The 18,540-nt window shown below is 69.2% G+C and carries 14 protein-coding genes; 6 read left to right on the forward strand and 8 right to left on the reverse strand.

Features of this window, described 5'->3' with window-relative positions:
- Positions 1–4: 4 nt before the first annotated feature.
- From ACIHA7_RS08520 to ACIHA7_RS08530, 3 genes are read right to left on the reverse strand one after another with little or no spacing between them, the layout of a single operon-like run.
- A complete protein-coding gene (locus tag ACIHA7_RS08520; RefSeq protein WP_397287092.1) occupies positions 5–274 on the reverse strand; it encodes a BON domain-containing protein in 270 nt (89 codons plus the stop codon).
- Positions 275–928 carry a nucleotidyltransferase family protein gene (locus ACIHA7_RS08525; protein ID WP_397287094.1) on the reverse strand — a complete coding sequence of 218 codons (654 nt, stop codon included), beginning with the start codon at positions 926–928 and terminating at the stop codon, positions 275–277.
- Positions 867–5,465, reverse strand: coding sequence for an HAD-IC family P-type ATPase (locus ACIHA7_RS08530; RefSeq protein ID WP_397287096.1), 4,599 nt, complete (start codon positions 5,463–5,465; stop codon positions 867–869). The genes ACIHA7_RS08525 and ACIHA7_RS08530 overlap by 62 nt, the downstream gene beginning before the upstream one ends.
- A 133-nt stretch (positions 5,466–5,598) precedes the next feature.
- Here ACIHA7_RS08530 and ACIHA7_RS08535 point away from each other — a divergent pair, with 133 nt between their 5' ends.
- Positions 5,599–6,363 carry an HAD family hydrolase gene (locus tag ACIHA7_RS08535; RefSeq protein ID WP_397287098.1) on the forward strand — a complete coding sequence of 255 codons (765 nt, stop codon included), beginning with the start codon at positions 5,599–5,601 and terminating at the stop codon, positions 6,361–6,363.
- Positions 6,364–6,367: 4 nt separating this feature from the next.
- A complete protein-coding gene (locus ACIHA7_RS08540) occupies positions 6,368–8,713 on the forward strand; it encodes a glycoside hydrolase family 65 protein (RefSeq protein ID WP_397287100.1) in 2,346 nt (781 codons plus the stop codon).
- A gap of 202 nt (positions 8,714–8,915) precedes the next feature.
- Here the strand turns inward: ACIHA7_RS08540 and bla are convergent, their stop codons facing one another.
- The gene (gene bla / locus ACIHA7_RS08545) at positions 8,916–9,845 is read right to left on the reverse strand and encodes a class A beta-lactamase (RefSeq protein WP_397287102.1); all 930 of its coding nucleotides are present in this window, start codon (positions 9,843–9,845) and stop codon (positions 8,916–8,918) included.
- A 125-nt stretch (positions 9,846–9,970) separates the two neighbouring features.
- Here bla and ACIHA7_RS08550 point away from each other — a divergent pair, with 125 nt between their 5' ends.
- The 4 genes from ACIHA7_RS08550 to ACIHA7_RS08565 all read left to right on the forward strand — a co-directional run bounded on the left by ACIHA7_RS08550 (position 9,971) and on the right by ACIHA7_RS08565 (position 13,821).
- Positions 9,971–10,852 (forward strand): LysR family transcriptional regulator, encoded by an 882-nt coding sequence (locus ACIHA7_RS08550; RefSeq protein WP_397288689.1) that lies wholly within the window; start codon positions 9,971–9,973, stop codon positions 10,850–10,852.
- A 36-nt stretch (positions 10,853–10,888) separates the two neighbouring features.
- On the forward strand, positions 10,889–11,785 hold the full coding sequence (locus ACIHA7_RS08555; RefSeq protein ID WP_397287104.1) for a serine hydrolase: 897 nt from the start codon (positions 10,889–10,891) through the stop codon (positions 11,783–11,785).
- A gap of 61 nt (positions 11,786–11,846) precedes the next feature.
- Positions 11,847–12,476 carry a LysE family translocator gene (locus tag ACIHA7_RS08560; RefSeq protein ID WP_397287106.1) on the forward strand — a complete coding sequence of 210 codons (630 nt, stop codon included), beginning with the start codon at positions 11,847–11,849 and terminating at the stop codon, positions 12,474–12,476.
- 118 nt (positions 12,477–12,594) lie between these two features.
- Complete coding sequence (locus ACIHA7_RS08565; protein WP_397287108.1) at positions 12,595–13,821, forward strand: metallophosphoesterase; 1,227 nt, start codon at positions 12,595–12,597, stop codon at positions 13,819–13,821.
- 7 nt (positions 13,822–13,828) lie between these two features.
- Here ACIHA7_RS08565 and ACIHA7_RS08570 read toward each other — a convergent pair whose 3' ends face one another.
- Genes ACIHA7_RS08570 through ACIHA7_RS08585 form a run of 4 tightly spaced genes read right to left on the reverse strand, consistent with a single transcriptional unit; the run spans position 13,829 to position 18,396 of the window.
- The gene (locus ACIHA7_RS08570; protein WP_397287110.1) at positions 13,829–15,394 is read right to left on the reverse strand and encodes a phytoene desaturase family protein; all 1,566 of its coding nucleotides are present in this window, start codon (positions 15,392–15,394) and stop codon (positions 13,829–13,831) included.
- A 4-nt stretch (positions 15,395–15,398) separates the two neighbouring features.
- Positions 15,399–16,478, reverse strand: coding sequence for a methyltransferase (locus ACIHA7_RS08575; protein WP_397287112.1), 1,080 nt, complete (start codon positions 16,476–16,478; stop codon positions 15,399–15,401).
- The gene (locus ACIHA7_RS08580) at positions 16,475–17,605 is read right to left on the reverse strand and encodes an aminotransferase class V-fold PLP-dependent enzyme (RefSeq protein ID WP_397287114.1); all 1,131 of its coding nucleotides are present in this window, start codon (positions 17,603–17,605) and stop codon (positions 16,475–16,477) included. The genes ACIHA7_RS08575 and ACIHA7_RS08580 overlap by 4 nt, the downstream gene beginning before the upstream one ends.
- The gene (locus tag ACIHA7_RS08585) at positions 17,602–18,396 is read right to left on the reverse strand and encodes a tryptophan 2,3-dioxygenase family protein (RefSeq protein WP_397288691.1); all 795 of its coding nucleotides are present in this window, start codon (positions 18,394–18,396) and stop codon (positions 17,602–17,604) included. The genes ACIHA7_RS08580 and ACIHA7_RS08585 overlap by 4 nt, the downstream gene beginning before the upstream one ends.
- Between the last annotated feature and the right edge of the window lie 144 nt (positions 18,397–18,540).

Genomic DNA, 18,540 nt, shown 5'->3' on the forward strand with positions numbered 1-18,540 from the left:
CGGCTCAACCCCTTCCGGTGTCCGTCGAACCGAGCGCCTCGCTGTCGGCCGGCGCGCCGGGACGGGTGACGTGCACGTCGTTGTGGATCCGCGCTTGCGGAAGCTGTTCGCGCACTATCGTTTCCAGCTGTTGTTTGCGTTCCTCGGTACTGACCTCGCCGCCGAGGACCACCACGTCGCCGCGGATGGTCACCCCGATGCCGAGCTCCGCGGTGCGCGGATCCTCGGCCAGGGCTCGGCGCAGATGCGCGACAAGGTATTGCGGCTGCTCCATCTATTTCACCTTTCCGGTGTCGGTGATACCGAGATCGTCGAGCAGCCCGAGAAACGCCCGCGCGTAAGGCGACTCTGCGGTCTGGCGCCGCGCTTCGGCCCAGTCGACCTGTTCTCGTAGGTCGCGCGCGATGTGCAGCAGCGGAGCGAAGTCGAGGCGGTGTGCGTCGAAGACGAGCAGCTTGTCCACCATGAGATCGGTGCCGCTGACCACCGGCGCGGAGGTCGGTCCGATGCGCATGGGCGTTGCGCGGTCGAGCAATTCGTCGGTGACGTCCCGGTAATTGGGTCGGTAGATCACGTCGATCAGGACGTCGCCGTCGTAGACCTTGCGCAGCCAGTCCTCGGGGGGATCGCAGACCCGCAACCCGGCCTCGGCCAGTGTGCGTACCGCTTTCGCGCAGTCCTCGGGTTTGACGAAGATATCGACATCGTGCTGCGAGGCGGGCCCGCCGCGTGCGTACACCGCGCAACCGCCTGCCACCGCGAACTTGATGTCCGCCTCGGCCAGCGCGTTGACGGCACGGGTCAACGAATGCAGCAATTGATCGATCGTGGCGACCATGATCGGGCAATACCCGGTTACCAGTCGACTATTCGGCGGAATCGAGCGCGCGTGCTTCGCCGGACAACAGGCCAGGCAGCAGCGTCGCACCCGCTGTCGCCGCGACGGCCGACCCGGTCGCGATCGTCCAGCCGAACGGCCCCAACGGCGTGCAGCCGAAGTAGGTGCACAGTCCAGGTGTCATGACCACCGCGCCGAGGACGCCCGCGCTCGCGGCGGTGGTCAGCCACACCAGGGGACTGCGGTACCCGGAGACCAGGGTCTGCCCCAGCTGGGTGCCGATGAGCGCGACCAATCCGATGGTCGCGGCCCGGCGTTCGGTACCGGTGTAGCGGCCCAGCGTCCAGGCGACGGAGGCGCCGGTGGCCGTTGCGATGCCACGGGTGGCGATGGTCCTGGTCAGGTCGTTGCCGAGCTCGGCGCGCGGAATCTCGCTGAGCTGCGCGGACCGCTCGCGGACCGCCGCGGCGCTGTCGGCCGGATCGATGCCGCGGTCGTCGGGCGAGAGCGCCAAGGCCAGCGCCGGGAACATGTCGGTGAGCATGTTCACCAGGAGGAACTGGCGGGTGCCGAGGGGGCCTCGGCCGCCGACCGCGGTGCCGAACAGGGTGAACGCGACCTCGCCCGCGTTACCGCCGACCAGCACGCCGACGGCATCGGTGATCCGCCGCCACATGCCGCGACCCTCGACCAGCGCGTGCAGGATCGCGATCGGGTCCGGGTCCGTCAGCACCAGGTCGGCGGCGTTGCGCGCGGCGGTGGATCCCTGTGCGGCCAAACCGATTCCGATGTCGGCGCTGCGAATCGCGGCGGCATCGTTGCCGCCGTCGCCGGTCATCCCGACGACGTGACCGTTGCGGCGCAACGCGGTGACGATGCGCACCTTCTGCTCCGGATTCACCCGAGCGAACACCGTGCTGCGCTCGATCAACTCGGCTTGCTCGCGGTCGTCGCAGCGGTCCAGGTCGGCGCCGGTGACCACGGTGTCGACGGCGATGCCAAGCTGGCGCGCCGCCGCGGCGGCGGTCACCGGATGGTCGCCGGTGATCATCCGGACACCGATGTTGTTGTCCTGCAAGGCGGTGATCAGCGGCAGCGTCTGCGGGCGCGGGGTGTCGGCGATGCCGAGGAAGCCGAGCAGCGTGAGCTCGCCGACCGCGCCCGCCACGTCGTCGGGCTCGGTGGCGAGATCGCGGCGGGCCACGGCCAGCACGCGCAGGCCCTGTTCGGCCAGATCGCGCACGGTCGCCTCGGCGCGCTCCCGCAAGTGTTCGGACAGGGCGATGGTGTCGCCGTTGCGCACCTTGGTGCAGCGCGGCAGCACGACCTCGGGCGCGCCCTTGACGACCAACCGCAGCCTGCGCTCGGTGTTGCCCAGCGCGGCGGCATACCCGCGATTCGAATCGAAGGGGATCGCTTCGATCGGGTGCCAGCGCCCGTCGTCGAGGATCTCCGCCGCTTCGAGTACCGCGCGATCGGTCGCGTGGGTCACCGGACCCTCGTTCGGGTCGGGGCAGGCGCGCGCGGCCGCGCGCAGCAGCCTGCGCGCCTCCTCGGCTTCGGCGCCGGGCTCCCATTGCTGGTGCAGGTCGGCGAGTTTGGTCAACCGCAGCCGCCCCTCGGTCAGGGTGCCGGTCTTGTCGAAACACAGCGTGTCGACCCGGCCGAGCGCCTCCACCGTGCGGCTCGCCCGCACCAGCACGCCGTAGCGGGACAACCGCCGCGTTGCCGCGAGTTGCGCCACCGTGGCGACCAGCGGCAGCCCCTCCGGTACCGCCGCGACCGCGACGGCGACACCGTCGGCGATGGCCGCGCGCAACTCCCGGCCGCGCAGGCCGCCCAAGACGCTCACGATCGCACCGCCGGTGAGCGTCAGCGGCAACGCCCGATCGGTGAGTTGGCGCAATTGTGCTTGCACGCCGCCCTTTTCGGGCGGCACCGCACCGGCGGTGGCCCGCCCGACCTGGGTGTCGGCGCCGACGGCGACCACGACGGCCCGCCCGCGGCCGTTCACGACGGTGCTGCCCTCGTAGATCATGCAGGCCCGGTCGCTGGGTCCGGCCCCTGGTGTGGCCCCCAGCTGCTTCTCCACCGTGACCGATTCACCGGTCAGCCCGGATTCGTCCAGCTCGAGATCGTCGACGTCGAGCAGCCGCGCGTCGGCGGGCACCACCTCACCGGGGCGGACGGCGATGACGTCGCCGACCGCGAGCAGGGTGGCGGGCAGCGTAGTTTCGCCCGGGTCGGGCTTGTCCACGTCGGCCCGGTCGATGACCTGCGCGGTGAGGCTTTCTCGATCGAGCAGCGTGTGCAGGGCCGATTCGGCGCGCTGGCGCTGCCTGGCCGAGACGACCGCGTTCACGGTGAGGACCGAGGAGAGCAGGATCGCGTCGGACGGCGAGCCGAGGATGGCGGTCGCGGCGGCGCCGACGCCGAGGATCGGGGTCAACGGGTCAGCCAATTCGGTGCGCAGGTGGCGCAGGAACGAGGTGGTGCGCGTCAAACCGCCGAACCAGGAGTCTTGCTCGGCCGGGGACGACGCGGCACGCTCCGCCGAGGCGGGCGGCTGCGGTAGTCGAGCGAGCACCTCCTCGGGTTGCAGTGCGTGCCAAGGCAGCAGCACCGACGGTGACGGCAGTGCCGGTGCGCGCATCATGCGGAACCCGGCCAGTGATCCGTTCAGCAGGCCCGCGAAATGGGCCGCCGCCATCGGGGACACCTGGGCCCGCCGGGACGGCGACACCGCGAGCAGCAATCCGCCGAGGGCGGCTGCCGAGAGCGCGAGGGACCGGCCCTGGGCGCTGACGTGGCGCGCCGGTTCGATCGCCCCCAGTATTCGTTCGACCTGACTCAGCTCGCGACACAACGCATCCGCGGTCCACGGCGCCCGCTTGCGGCTGTGCCCGGTATCGAGCAGTCCGATGGCCACATCGGACCAGGCGAGTGCTTTGTAGGCGTGGGCGCTCACCGTGGCGACCACGTGACCGTCGCGCTGCAAGTCGTGCACGATTTTGCTCAACGAGGTCGAGGCGGAGACGAATTGGTCTACCCGGGAACGCAACTCCGCGGCGTCGGCGCTCGCGGCGAGGGTGACGCGCAGGCCCGCCTTGCGCGCCGTGGTCAGCAGCGAGTGTGCTCGCGGGTCGAGTTCACGGCCGATCAGGACGCTGCCGACCGTGCGGTCGCCCGCACGCAATTCCCGCAGGGCCGGGCGGATCGTGGCGCCCCGATCCGGATTTCCGCTGTCGGCGTGCACCAATCGCAGCTCGTGCTTGCGCGCTCCTCCGTTCCGTTCGGGCGCGGTGGGCTCGGACGAGGAGTGCGGGGGCGACCAGAGCAGCCGCTGGGCGGCACTCCAGACGTCGGCGGTGGACCAATCGGCGTCCGCGGACTCGGCATCGAGCACCACCCGACGCGAGGTGAGCAATGCTTCACCGTCCACGACGAGCGCGGTGAGGCGGTCGAGTCGTCGCCACGCGGTGGGGTCGAGCGTCAGCACGCCCGCACGGGCCAGCAGCGTGGTGAGGGTCGCGGCGTAGGCCTCGCGGCAGGCGCGCGCGGCCTTCGGCGCACCGAGGGCGAGCGCGTTGACGGCATCGCCGGCATTGCCGAGGGTGGCAATGGCAGTGGCGCCCACCACCATTGCCGATCCCGTCTCGTCGGCGACCCGCTCGAGCGGGCCGGGCGGCAGCTCGGCGGGGCGGGTGTAGGGCGGCAGTGGCTCCGCGACGCCAGGGTTGTCGTGGTGCAGCAGCTGCGGCTCCCACCCGCGCCAGCTGACCCGGCGCGCGACCGCCTCGGTCAGCAGCATGGATCGTTGCGCCGCGTCGAGCAGCAGTGTCGGGATCCCGTCCGGCGCGCTCTCGCCGAGGGCGGTGCCGAGGGCCGAGACGAGTGTCAGCACGAGATCGGTGCGTGCTCGCCCCAGCCGCTGCTCGAGTTGGTCGCGCACCCGCGGCTGTGTCTCGGCGATCGAGGCGAGTGCTCGCGCCGCGCGCAACGGCGGACGCAATGGTGGCGCGACCCCGGCCAGCGAGATCGCGACGGCACACAGATCGCCTGCCACCTGAATTGCCGCCGCTACCACCGGTTCTCGGTCGCCGGGATAGTCGACCGCGCTGTCCCAGTCCTGCTCGTCGACCTCGGTGTCGTGCTCGATCCGGTCCACCGTGGCGAGCAGTTCCGGCAGATCCGCCGCGCCGCGGGTCAGGGTGGCGACCACTCGTCCGGTCACCGCGTTCACCTGCCACCAGCGCACGCCGCCGAGGCTTTCCAGCCGCCGCTCCAGTGCACGGGCGACGGTGGCGCTGCTGCCGCCCGCCAAGCCGCGGACCTCGATGGTCGCGCGCCTACCGTGCACGGCGACACGTCGCCGGGTGCGTTTCAGATGCGGGTCGACCAGCGCTGCCACATCGTCGCGCAATTGGCCAGGGTCGGGCACATCGAGGAGTTGCCCGGCCTCTGCCGCTTTGCCTGCCACCGTCTCGATGGCTTGTAACGGCGCGGTGGCGAGCTGGGTTGCCGCGCCGATGGCCAGCAGCCCGCCCCGGCGCACCGCGCCGGTCACCGCGGCCGCGGGCGCCTCGATCCACCAGGCAGGTCGTAGATGACGTGTCGATAGGCCCATAACGGGCAGCTACCCGGCAGGTTGCCCGGTAAACAAGACCGCAGTTGTGCTCGCGGAGAACAGGGTTGGGCGGATGCCGGAGCGCGCCCGTGCGGAACAGTTTCTCCGGCGGCATACGGGGTAACGTCCGGGCATGACCTCATCGACCGACGGCCGGGCTACTCGGCTTGGTTTGCCGGACACCATCTCGGTCGCGCTGTTCGATCTCGACGGGGTCCTCACCGATACCGCGTCGGTGCACCGGCGGGCGTGGACGACAGTGTTCGACGAGTACCTCAGGCACCGCTGCGGACCGGACTTCGTGCCGTTCACCGAAGACGACTATCTGCGCTACGTCGACGGGCGCCCACGCGCCGACGGCGTCCGCGAGTTCCTGCGGTCCCGAGATATCACCCTGCCGGAGGGTGCTCCGGCGGACGAGCCGGGAAATACGACGGTGCACGCGCTCGGCAATCGTAAGAACAGCGTGCTGCTCTCGCTGATCGAGCGCGAAGGTGTCAAGGTTTACCCGAGTTCGGTCGACTACGTGACCGCCGTCCGGGCGGCCGGACTGAAGGTGGCCGTGGTGACCGCGTCCGCCAATGCCGTTGCGGTGCTGGAGGTCACGGGCATCGCCCGCAGCGTCGACGAGCGGGTCGACGGCAACGATGTCACCAGGCTCGGACTCCGGGGTAAGCCTGCCCCCGACGGATTCCTCGAGGCCGCAGCCCGGCTGCACGTAAAGCCCGAGCAGGCAGCGGTTTTCGAGGACGCGGTCGCGGGAGTGGCGGCGGGCCACGCGGGCGGCTTCGGGTTCGTCGTCGGGGTGGACCGCGTCGGTGACGGCAGGCACGGGCCGGAGTTGACGGCGGCGGGCGCCGACGTCGTCGTCCAGGATCTGGCGGAGCTGAAGGAGTAGGCGGATGGCTGCGGACTGTCGCGGTTTCGAGGTGGATCCATGGCAATTGCGCTGGTGCGGGCTGGATGTGGACGCACTGCGCCGGACCGAGTCGATCTTCGCGTTGTCGAACGGTCACCTGGGTCTGCGCGGCACGTTGGAGGAGGGGGAGCCGGTCGGCGAGCCGGGCACCTACCTCAACGGCTTCTACGAGAAGCGCCGATTGCCTTACGCCGAAGTAGGTTACGGATACCCGCAGCAGGGGCAGACCGTGGTGAACGTGACCGACGGGAAGATCATCCGGCTGCTCGTCGGCGACGAGCCGATGGACATGCGCTACGGCCACGCCGACGCGCACGAGCGGGTGCTGGACTTCCGCTCCGGAACACTGCGCCGCAGCACCGTATGGACCTCGCCCACCGGCCAATCCGTGCGGATCAGGTCGGAGCGCCTCGTCTCGTTCACCGAGCGTGCGCTGGCCGCCATCCGCTATGAGGTCGAACCGCTCGACGAGGATCTCGATCTGGTGATCCAATCGGATCTGCTCGCCAATGAGCCGGTCGTGGCGCGCCACGGTGATCCCCGGTTCGCGGCGGCGCTGGATCGCCCGCTGGTGGCCGACTTCGCGGCCGCACGGGATTTCCATGCGGTGCTCGCGCACCACACCAGGGAATCCGGACTGCGCATGGCCGCGGGGATGGATCACGAGCTGGCCGTGCGGGCCACGCCACGGTGTTCGGTGCACACCGAGGACGACCTGGCCCGGCTGACGATCGCGGTCGACGTCGCACGGGGCGAGACGGTGTGCGTGACCAAGTACTTCGCCTACGGCTGGTCCAGCCAGCGGTCGACCCCCGCGCTGCGCGCCCAGGTGGAAGCGGCGCTCGCGGCGGGATTGGAGACCGGCTGGGACGACCTGCTGGCCCGCCAACGCGCCTACCTCGATGATTTCTGGGCCAGCGCGGATATCGAGATCGACGGCGATCCCGAGATGCAGCAGGCCGTGCGCTTCGCGCTGTTCCATGTGTTGCAGGCCGGGGCACGCGGCGAGACCCGTGCGATACCGGCGAAAGGGTTGACCGGCCCCGGCTACGACGGCCATTCCTTTTGGGACACCGAAACTTTCGTGCTGCCCGTGCTCACCCATACGGTGCCCGCCGCGGCGGGCGACGCGCTGCGCTGGCGGCATTCGACGCTCGCGCTGGCGCGGCAGCGAGCCCGCGAACTCGGCCAGACGGGGGCGATGTTCCCGTGGCGATCGATCAATGGTGAAGAGGGCTCCGGCTATTGGCCGACCGGCACCGCGGCGGTGCACGTCAACGCCGACATCGCCGACGCGACCATCCGCTATCTGGCCGCGACCGGCGACGAGCAGTTCGAAGGGGACTGCGGGGTAGAGCTTTTGGTGGAGACCGCCAAGTTGTGGGCGGTGCTCGGGCATCGGGATTCGGCCGGGACCTATCGGATCGACGGTGTCACCGGGCCCGACGAATACTCCGCGCTGGCCGACAACAACATCTATACGAATCTGATGGCCCAGCGGAACCTGCGCGGCGCGGTGGCCGCGTGCGAGCGCAGGCCCGAGGTGGCGCAGCGGCTCGGGGTCACCGCGGGCGAGCTCGATCGCTGGCGCGACTGCGCCGAGCGGGTGGCGATGCCGTACAACGACGAGCTCGAGGTGCACGAGCAGTCGGAGAATTTCACCAGCTACATGCGCTGGAATTTCGCGGATACCCCCGCCGAGCGTTACCCGCTGCTGCTGCACTATCCGTACTTCGATCTGAACCGTAAGCAGGTGGTCAAGCAGGCCGACCTGACGCTGGCGATGTACCTGTGCCCCGACGAGTTCACTCCCGAGCAGAAGCTGCGGAACTTCGACTATTACGAGGCGCTGACGGTCCGTGACTCCTCGCTCTCCGCCTGCGTCCAGGCCATCATGGCGGCGGAGGTCGGTCACCTGTCGCTGGCCTTCGACTATTTCGTCGAATCCGCGCTGACCGATCTGCACGATCTGCATCACAATGTGGCGACCGGATTGCATATCGCCTCGCTCGCGGGCACCTGGAGTTGTTGCGTCGCCGGTTTCGGCGGCATGCGTGAATGCGATGGCGAATTACGTTTCGCCCCGCGCCTTCCCGACAACCTGGACCGGCTCGCCTTCCGAATCCTGTGGCGCGGCAGCCGAGTATCGGTGGTCATCACCCGCGACACGGCGACCTACTCTCGATTGTCCGGTGACCCCTTCACCTTTCGCCACCATGGTGTACAGCACACGCTGGACGGGACACCGCTGGAGTTGGGCATACCGGACCTCCCGAATGTGTCGAAGCCCGAACCGCCGGCCGGACGTGCCCCGTACCGCCGGGATTAGCGGATCTGTCGGTGTGAATTGCCGGGCCGATCGCACCCTCGGCCGCCGTGCGGCTCGGCTCGGCAATGGGACCCCGACGTAGCCGTCGCCCGGCTGCTGTCAGAGCTCGTGTTCGGGGCTGTGGTCAGGGCCACCAGCATGGCAACGGAGCCGGTGGTGAGAATTGCGGATCTTCGCATCGGAGTAAGTCTTTCGCGTCGGGTCATCCGTTGGCGGCGGGGTGCAGGGCTTCGACGATCGCTCGAGCGGATCGGGCGACGAGCGGGTCGTCGGCGGGCGCGTGTTCCTCGGTGTTGATCGACAGTACGGTGATCACGATCGGCGAGTCGCTGGCGGGCGGCCAGGTCACCGCGGCGTCGTTGGTGAGCCCGTAGTCGCCGCCGCCGGTCTTGTCTCCGGTCTTCCAGTCCTGCGGCAGTCCGGCGCGGATCCGGTTCAAGCCGGTGGTGCTGCGCAGGAGCCATTCGATGAGCTGTGCGCGCTCCGGCGCGGGTAGCGCGTCGCCGGACACCAGCGCGCGGTAGTCGGCGGCGAGCGCGGCGGCCGTGGTGGAGTTGTGCTCGGGGTTGGTGTCCCCGCTGTTGCTCAGTGGTTCCCAGTCGTCGAGGCTGGTGACCGTATCGCCGAGCGTGCGAACGAATTTCGTGATGGCAGTAGGGCCGCCGAGCAGTTTCAGCAGCTCGTTGGTCGCGGTGTTGTCGCTCTTCTCGATGGCGGCGGCGGCCAGCTCGCGCACCGTCATGCCGCTGTCGACGCGCGTCTCGGTCACCGGCGAGTACTTCACCAGATCGTCGGCGGTGAAGTGGATGACCGTGTCGAAATAGCCGTCGGCCAGTGGATGGTCGCGCAGCAACGCGGCCACCGCCAGCGTCTTGAAGGTCGAGCCGATCGGAAACCGTTCGTTCTCCCGGTAACCCAGAAAGACACCGGTCTTCGTGTCGACGGCGAAGGCACCGACTCGGGCGTGGTGCGCGGACTCGAGATCACGCACCTGAGCGGTCGCCCGCGCGGCCGTGGCGGCGTCGGGCACCCGGGTTGGCTCGGTCGCGGATTCCGGCAACGAGCACGCGCCGACCAGTGCGACTGCCGTGATCGCGACTGTCAGCACACCGATTCTGGACCTGGCTGTCATGAGTGTTCTCCTTGGAAAATGGCTCTTCGATGGGGCGAGACGGAGCATGGCACTCACTCATTCATGCCGTCCAAGGCTGCACGACGCTGATTAATGCCGAACTGGCATACTGGCTCGTCGTGGATATGGTCGAAGCCTGCCGAGCGTTCGTGGTGGTCGGCGAGTACGGCAGTTTCACCGACGGTGCCGCCGTGGCGCGTATCCCGCAGTCGGTGGCCAGCAGGCGCGTCGCGGCCTTGGAGCGCCGTTTCGGGGCGCGACTGTTCAACCGGTCCACTCGCGCGGTCACCTTGACCTCGTTCGGCCGCGAGGTGCTGCCCTCGGCCAAACGACTGGTCGAACTCGCCGACACCTTGGATCACCACGCCGAACGGGCCAAACTGCGGCCGTTTCGGATGGCGGTGCCCACGATTTGCAGTCCACTGCAGCTGGCTCGGCTGATCGCCGCTGGGCGGCGCACCGGGCTGAATCTGGACCTGCACGCGGCCGATCCGGGAGAGCGCGCGGAGTTGCTCCGCACGATGGAGGTGCGGGCGGCCTTGGTGGCGATTCCGCCCGGGGAGGGCGGTTGGCGGGTGCCGCTGGGACTGGCCGGTGACGCCGCGCGGAAAAGCCGGGCACTGTATGTGGAGTCGCTGCGGCCGAGCCGCGCCGACCGGGACGCACCCCGACGCCGCATCTGGGTGCAGCCGGAAGACGATGTACCGCACATTCGTGACCCGCTCACGCGGCTCGGTGCCGCGGTGGGCTTGCAGCCCGCGCAGGTGCTGGTGGCGAACTCGTTCGCAGCCGCGGCGGCGGACGCGCTCGCAGGCACGGATCTGCTGCTCTGCTCAGCGAGTCAGGCCGGTGAACTCAGCTTGCCTTGGCTGCCGATCGGTGAACTCGCCGAGCTGGCTCGAGGCTACCGGCTCGTCACCGGTTTGAGCGAGGACACGCAGCGAACACAGTTGCTGCCTGCCGCCGAGATCGGCCACTGCCTCGGCCAACCGGATACCGATGGCTGAGGGTGCTGAGCCAACAGACAGGATGTGAGGGTGGGAGTGGCTGAGATTGTGCTGGCGGCGCGCGAGGACTTGGACAGCGCGGGGCTGCGCGGTTCCTTTTTGGTACGCGACCTCGACACCGGCGACGAACTCGGCATCGACCCCGACACCGAGTACCCGTCCGCATCCCTGGTCAAGGTGCCGCTCGCGGTCGCCACGCTCGAACGGGTTGCCCGCGGCGAACTCGATCCGACGACGCCGATCGTGGTGCAGCCGGGCCGCGTGACGGCGCCCGGCCCGGTCGGGATTACCAAATTCCGGCATCCCGCCACCATCGCGCTGGCGGATCTGCTCTATCTCACCCTGTCGATCAGCGACAATGCCGCCGCCGACGCGCTGTTCGGGCTCACACCACCGGCGGCCGTGTCCGCCGAGATGGCTCGGCTCGGCATCGAGGGCATCTCCGTCCGTCACCTGCTGGACGAGCTCACCCGCACACCGACCGAGATGTTCGAACCAGACCACGCCCACCTGGCCCATACCCTCGCGATCACCGCGACCACGGCCGGTCGCGGGCACCCGGTCCCGCAGCTCGACATCAGCCGAGCCAACACCGGCTCGGCACGCGCCTTCGTCGCACTGCTGCAGAAGATCTGGCGGCCGAGCAGCATCCGTCCCGAGGCCGCGGCGCAGGTCCGCCGACTGATGGGGGAGAACATGCTGCGCAACCGGCTGGCCCCCGACTTCGGCTGCGACGCGTCCCGATGGTCGTCGAAGACCGGCACCTTGCTCAACCTCCGCCACGAAATCGGCGTCGTCGAGCACGCCGACGGCCAAGCCTTCGCCGTCGCCGCCCTCACCGAATCCACCGTGCCCGCGACCGCCCAACCCGCCGCGGAGGCGGTGATGGCCGGCGTGGCCCGGCGGCTGCGCGACGAACTTCGACGGAGGTAGCACCCCCGGACCGCCGACGAGAAGTGGGACGGGCGTAAGAGTTTCGTGCGATGCTCGGAGCATGACATGGTCGGTTCTCGGTGGTTTCGTACTTGCGGTGGCACTCGCGGCGATGGTGCCCGGTCCCACTACCGCGCTGGTCATTCGGCGCAGCGCGCTGGGTGGCGCGCGGGCGGCGGTGCCGATCATCGGCGGCATGCAGGTCGGGTTGTACGCGTGGATCGCGGCCTCGGCGTTCGGGCTCTCCGCGCTGGTGGCCGCCAGTGACGTGGCGTATGTGGTTATTCGGATCATCGGTGCGGCCGTGCTGATCTACCTCGGTGTGCAGGCGTGGCGGGCGGCGCGCAATCCGTCCGGCGAGGCGCTGGTCGATGAGGACGCAGTCGGGGCGAAGCCGTGGCGGGCCGCGGGCATCGGCATGCTGACGAACCTGACCAACCCGAAGGTCGCGGTGTTCGCCTTCGCGTTCTATCCGCAATTCGTTGCGCCGGAGGCGAATATCCTCGCCACCACGCTGCTGCTCGGGCTGCTCCACCTCGTCATCGACGCCACCTGGTTCATCACGGTCGCCGTCTTCGTCGGCCGCGCACGCGCGTTCTTCGCCGAGACCCGAGTGCGCCAGTGGCTGGAGCGCATCACCGGTACCGTGCTGGTGGCGCTCGGCGTCCGCCTCGCCGTCAGCGAGGTCTAGCGGCGAACTGCCGCACCGCCGCTCGGGATCCGCACCGACTCCAACGCCCCGTATCGGGTGCGGGTCCCAAGCGGCGGTGCGGGTATGTGGGGGTGGGGGCTCCGCATAGAGTGATGCGGTGGCTGTTGTTGTGGGCGTCGTCGTGTTGGGGATTTTCGGCGGGCTGCATTGGTATGTGTGGCGGCGGCTGGTGCGGGATACGACGGTGCGTGGATCCGTGGGGCGGCGGGTGGGGACGGGGGTGCTGATCGCGGGGCCGGTGTTGCTGGTCGGTGCGTTCGTGGCCGAGTCGGCGGGGATTCCGTTTCTGCTCATTCAGATCATTGCCTGGCCTGGGTACCTGTGGGGTGCGCTGTTCATCTATCTCGTGTTGTGGCTGCTGGCGGGGGAACTGGTGCGGCCGTTGGTCCGCCGGTGGAGCGCCCGGTCGGACAGTTCCGCGAGCAGAACGCCGGAGGACGTGCTGATCGCCGCGACCGGGGGAGCGGATGCCGCGCCTCGCGATGAGCCGGAGGTGCCGGTTTCGCGGCGGCTGTTCGTTTCTCGCGCGGTGGGTGGTGCGGCGGCGCTGGCTGCGGTGAGTACCGTCGGCTACGGCACGCACAGCGTGTTGTCCGGTCCGCAGGTGAAACGCCTGACGATCCCGCTCGCGAATCTGCCGCGCGCCGCGCACGGCTTCCGGATAGCCGTGGTCAGCGACATCCATCTCGGCCCGATTCTCGGTCGGGGATTCGCGGAACGGGTGGTCGAGACGATCAACGGCACCCAGCCGGATCTCATTGCCATCGTGGGTGATCTGGTCGACGGCAGTGTCGAACATCTGCGCTCGGCGGTGGAGCCACTGGCCCGGCTACGCGCACGGCACGGCGCGTATTTCGTCACCGGGAACCACGAATACTTCTCCGGCGCGGAGCAGTGGATGGACCACGTGCAGGAACTCGGGCTGCGTCTCCTGGCGAACAGTCGCACGGAGTTGCCGTTTTTCGACCTCGCCGGTGTCAACGACATTCAGGGCAAACGCATCGGGCAGGGGCCGGATTTCGGTGCGGCACTTGGCAATCGCGACCTCACGCGCACCGCGGTGCTGCTCGCGCATCAGCCGGTGCAGATCCACGACGCCGTCGAGTTCGGCGTGGATCTGCAACTGTCCGGCCACACCCACGGCGGGCAGGTCTGGCCGGGCAATTTCCTTGCGGAACTGGCCAATCCGACCGTCGCCGGGCTGGAGCGCTACGGCGACACGCAGCTTTACGTCACGCGTGGGGCGGGTGCGTGGGGCCCACCGGTCCGGGTGGGCGCACCCTCCGACATCACCGTGGTGGAGCTTGCCTCGAAACAGGCCTGACCGTCCGTCAGGAGTCGAGCAGATACTGGGCGACGATGTAACCGGAGTTACCGGAAACGCCCGCACCGGGCCAGGTTCCCGCGCCGAGCACATACAGATTGGGCACGAAGGTGCGATGACCCGGCGCCGCCGCGATGGGCCGCAGGGCGAAGCTCTGCGCGAGATCCTGGGCACCGCCGTAGGGGTCGCCGGGACCGCTGTTGGGGTTGAACGCGGCCAGCGTGGCGGGGGTGATCATCGACCGGGCGACGATCGTTGCGGTCAGTCCAGGGACATGGCGTTCGACAACCTCGAGCACCCGGTCGGCGTAGCGGTTCACCACTTCGGCATTCCAGGTGCCGTCGGTGGTTATCAGCCCCGCCGCGTCACCGCGCGGACGGGTGGGGACATCGGTCACCTGGATGCGCAGCACGCTGGTGCCCTCGGGCGCGCGCGTCGCATCATGCGCGGTCGGCGAGTCGATGGTCATCGTCGGCCACGCGGGGAGCAGCCCGGCCCGGGCCTGGGCGACGTGCAACGACAGCCCGTCGAGTGAATCGGTGAGGAACGGCTGCCCGATCCGCTCGAAACGCTTGTCCGCCCAGGGAATCGGCGCGGAGGTGGCGAGGTGCAGCTGGAAAAGCCCGGTGCCGTAGCGGTAACGCCGGGCCTGCGCCAGAATGTGCTCGGGCACTTGCGTTTCCGCGAGCAGCCACTCGTAGAGCTGGTCCGGGTTCACCGAGGCGACGACGCTGTTCCTGGCCCGGTACGCGCTGCCGTCGGAAAGTTGAACCCCCACCGCGCGCCCGTCGGCCACCCGGATCCGGGTGACGGTGGCGCCGGTCTGGATGACACCGCCGTGCTCGGTGACGATGCCTGCCAGCGCCTCGGCCAGTTTGCCGATGCCACCCTGGGGGATCGGCATGCCGCCGCCGGTGAAGCCGAGCGGGAAGATGGTGGTCCAGAACGCGCCGCCCGCGTCGTCGGGCCCGTGGCTCACGTGCGCCGGCCACGAGCCGAAAAGGCTGCGCATGGCCGGAGATTCGATCTCCGACACGGCCGAGCGCGCACTGTCCAGCGCGAGTTCGGCCACCTCGGACCAGCCTTTGCCGTCGCGCACCAGCTGGGCGAGCGTGGCACGGGCCGCGTCGGAGGTCAGATCCTGACCCATCAGACCGAACGCCGCACCCGTCGACGGTCCCAGGGCCGAGATGATCTCGGCGACCGCGGAACTGTCGCCCGGATGCAGCCGGTCGGCCTCCTCGGCCAGCGCCACGGGGTCGCGCGGGAAGACCGCGGTGGTGCCGTCCTCCAGCGAAACCCCGGTCGGAAACTCGGGTTGCAGGATCTCCAGACCTTGCTTCCGCAGATCCGGGCCGAGGTCGCGCCACGCCGGGCCGCTCGTGAACAGGGGCACCGCGGACGAGAACGGATCGTAGATCACCCCCGGCGCCAATTCGGCGCTGCGGACGAACCCGCCGACCCGATCGTTGCGGTCGATGACGAGGACCTCGTGTCCGGCTCGGCTCAGATAGGCCGCCGCGACCAGCGCGTTGTGGCCGCCGCCGACGAAGATGTGGTCGAAATTCTGCATGCCGTCAGTCGACCAGCCCGCCGTGGCGGCGTCGATAGCTCTTGTCGCTGAACGGACCGGGACCGGCGGGTGGCTTGGTGGCCGTCACGATCTCGAACGGTCCGGGCAGCACCTCGACGTCCCGGAAACCGATCTCGCCGAGCATGCCGCGGTAGTCGGCCACCTCCCGCAGCATGCTGGTGCAGCTGTCGACGCCGATCAGGAAGTAGGACCAGAAGAATTGGCGGGCGAGCCGCTCGGCATCGCGGAACTCCTCGCAGATGAGCACCCGCCCGCCCGGCGGCAGCGCCTGATACGCCTTGGCCAAGAGTGCCCGCGCCTGCGGTCGCTGCCAGTCGTGCAGCACCCGGACGAAGGACAGGATGTCGTACCCGGTGGGCAGCGGTTCGGCCAGGAAGTCGCCGCCGACGAACCCGAGCCGGTCGCCGCTGCCCGACTCCGCCCGCGTTCGGTCCACCAGGGAGCGCACCGCAGGCAGGTTGTAGACATCTGCCCGCAGTGTGGGGTTGTCCCGCAGCAGACGCGCGGCCAACGTGCCGTCACCGCCGCCGACATCAAGCAAACGCGTCTCGCCGCTCCACAACTCGGCGTGTCTTCGAAATGTCTCCGCGATGGGGCCGATCCCGGCCGCCATGCTGTGTTCGAAGCCGGCGACCTGTTCGGCGCTGTCGAGCGGCCAGGTGAATGCGGTCGGCGGCATGCTGAGCTCGCCGCGGAGCACGTCGGGCAGTTTGCCGTAGAGCGTGCGCCACGGGTAGCTGTCCCGGTCCCGCTCGAGCGAGTCCGGGCCGAGCACCTCGGCGACCGCGTCGTGTACCCCCTCGATCGCGTGATACTCGGTGTCCCGCAACACATCCGACGATACTCTCGTGACGAGGCCGAGGCACTCGAGACAGTCGAGCAGCTTGTACAGGCGCACCGGCACCAGTTCGAATCGGTCAGCCAGATCGCCCAAGCGAGCAGGCCCGGCATCCAGCGCTGCCAGGACGCCCATTTCCCACGCGGTCCGCACGGCGTCAATAGCTTTGTCGCCGTTGAACAGCAGGCTCATCAGCGCACGGGGCGAGAAGGCGAGCTCGCTCATCCGCGCAAGGCCTTCCGTTCGGCGACGAGCGCATCCATGAAGGCGTCCACCTCGTCGACGGTGTTGTAGATATGCGGCGCTACCCGCAGCCCCTCGCGCCAGCTGCACACCATGCCGCGTTCGGCCAGCCGCTTCTTCACCATCTCGTCGCCGGGAAAGCACAGGCAGACAACCCCACCGCGCTGATCGGGCGCGGACGGCGTGCGTACCGGGATCCCCGCATCCACCGCCCGCGCCATGATGCGATCGGTACAGCGCAGCGAATGCGCGCGGATCGCGGGCACGCCCACCGCCGCGAGCAGGTCGAGGCCGACCCGAGACATCATGGCGGTCAACGGAATCGGTGTGCCGCCGGCGAGCCGCCGCGCATCCGGGGCCCAGTCCTCCGCTGGCCGGAAAGTGAGCGGATCGCGACCGGCGAACCACCCGGTGGCCGCGGGCCGCAGTGTCGGCAGCAGGTCGTCCCGCGCGTAAAGAAATGCCGTATGCGCCCCGCAAAGCCATTTGCCCGCACCACCGAGCACGAAGTCGACCTCCAGCGCCCGCAGGTTCAGCGGAACCACTCCCACTGTCTGAAATGCGTCCGCGATGACGAGCGCGCCCATCCGATGTGCCTGCGCGACAATGCGTTCGAGATCGAGGACCGCCCCCGTGGTGTAACTGCCGTGCGCGACACAAACGAGCAGAGTCCGCTCGTCTATCGCCGAAAGCACCGCATCGGTGTCGAAATCGGCCATCACCCGTTCGGCGCCGTACTTCGCGAAGCCCTGCCACAGGAACGGCACGGTGGGGAATTCCCGGTCGGTGGTGACCACTCTGTTGCGCTCGCCGCGGAAGTCGAAACAGGTGGCGAGCCTGCCGAGCAGCGTGGTCAGGTTCGTGTCGGTCACCACCGTTCCCGCTGGGGCACCGAGGAATTCGGCCAGCACACGAAGGTAACCGTCCAGTTCGTCCAGCCAGCCACCCCATGCGTCGTCGCGCCAGGTGCGCATGGTCGCCCAGTAGCGACCGAGCACCTGCTCGACGCCGCGCGGTAGCGCACCGGTCGAGTTGCTGTTCAAATAGACGCAGGTCTCGAGCACCGGGAATTCCGCACGCAGCGAGTCGATCCGCAGCTCCTTGTTCATCGGGCCGTCGACCTCCGCGCCGCACCCGGCGCGTAACCGCCCTCGCGCCGCCAGCTCTCGGTCAGCTCGCCCCTGACCTGCCACAGCGCCCGGAACAGCGGTTTGGTCATCCGGCCCGTCAGCACCCTGGTCGGCACGCCGTCCAGGGCATTCACCCCTTGGCCGACGCCGATCGTCCGGCGCACCAGCATGAAGTGGGCGACGAGCCACAGCTGGAAACGCTCATCGAAGTCGACCAGCATCTCGCAGAGGCGTTTGAGATCGGACTGCGCCCCCGCGCCATACGCCTTGGCGAGTTCGACGCCGCGGCGACCGAGCAGCCGATCCAGCGCCGCGGCAACATATTCGGCCGCGGTGAGCACCGCGTTGTAGCCGGGCGACTCCTGCCCGCTGCCCTTGCCGAGGCTGCGCCGGATCACCTGATAGGTATCCGGCGTCATGGTTTCCAGAACCCGCAGTTCCCGCGCGAGGCAGTCGGCGATGCGGTTCGCCCGATCCAGCAGCGCGGCCGCCGCCCACAGCGCGTCGCGGTCCAGCTCCTCGACGACCCCGGCGAGCTCATGCGACAGGAGCTTGAGCCAGACCTCCTGCGCCTGGTGCACGATCTGGAACATGAGCTCGTCGGAGTCGGTGAGCTCGTCGACCGTCGTCTGCAACGACAACAGCTCGGGCGTGCGGAGATAGACCTCGTAGTCGGTGGTGCCGTCGCCGACCCAGGTCTTCAAGACCGTGTTGAAGATCGGTTTGGCCAGCGCTTCGCGCAGCTGGTCCGCCGCGGTGCCTTCCTGCATCGTGGACAAGGCGTTGCCTCCTGGCGACTCGTCGCCGTTGATTGTTCGCAACGGTTGTCACCCCAACGCCGGTATCCGGCGACCGCCAACCGAAATGGTCGGAGGCCACGGTGGCACACCGGCGTCGGCGCAGGCATCGTTTCG

The sequence above is a fragment of the Nocardia sp. NPDC052316 genome, assembly GCF_044547795.1.
In the GTDB taxonomy this organism is placed as follows: domain Bacteria; phylum Actinomycetota; class Actinomycetes; order Mycobacteriales; family Mycobacteriaceae; genus Nocardia.

What these genes read in the sequence shown, in the direction of transcription:
- ACIHA7_RS08520 (WP_397287092.1), bottom strand. Translation starts at nt 274, where the DNA reads ATGGAGCAGCCGCAATACCTTGTCGCGCATCTGCGCCGAGCCCTGGCC.
- ACIHA7_RS08530 (WP_397287096.1), bottom strand. Translation starts at nt 5,465, where the DNA reads ATGGGCCTATCGACACGTCATCTACGACCTGCCTGGTGGATCGAGGCG.
- ACIHA7_RS08535 (WP_397287098.1), top strand. Translation starts at nt 5,599, where the DNA reads ATGACCTCATCGACCGACGGCCGGGCTACTCGGCTTGGTTTGCCGGAC.
- ACIHA7_RS08540 (WP_397287100.1), top strand. Translation starts at nt 6,368, where the DNA reads ATGGCTGCGGACTGTCGCGGTTTCGAGGTGGATCCATGGCAATTGCGC.
- bla (WP_397287102.1), bottom strand. Translation starts at nt 9,845, where the DNA reads ATGACAGCCAGGTCCAGAATCGGTGTGCTGACAGTCGCGATCACGGCA.
- ACIHA7_RS08550 (WP_397288689.1), top strand. Translation starts at nt 9,971, where the DNA reads ATGGTCGAAGCCTGCCGAGCGTTCGTGGTGGTCGGCGAGTACGGCAGT.
- ACIHA7_RS08560 (WP_397287106.1), top strand. Translation starts at nt 11,847, where the DNA reads ATGACATGGTCGGTTCTCGGTGGTTTCGTACTTGCGGTGGCACTCGCG.
- ACIHA7_RS08570 (WP_397287110.1), bottom strand. Translation starts at nt 15,394, where the DNA reads ATGCAGAATTTCGACCACATCTTCGTCGGCGGCGGCCACAACGCGCTG.
- ACIHA7_RS08575 (WP_397287112.1), bottom strand. Translation starts at nt 16,478, where the DNA reads ATGAGCGAGCTCGCCTTCTCGCCCCGTGCGCTGATGAGCCTGCTGTTC.
- ACIHA7_RS08580 (WP_397287114.1), bottom strand. Translation starts at nt 17,605, where the DNA reads ATGAACAAGGAGCTGCGGATCGACTCGCTGCGTGCGGAATTCCCGGTG.
- ACIHA7_RS08585 (WP_397288691.1), bottom strand. Translation starts at nt 18,396, where the DNA reads ATGCAGGAAGGCACCGCGGCGGACCAGCTGCGCGAAGCGCTGGCCAAA.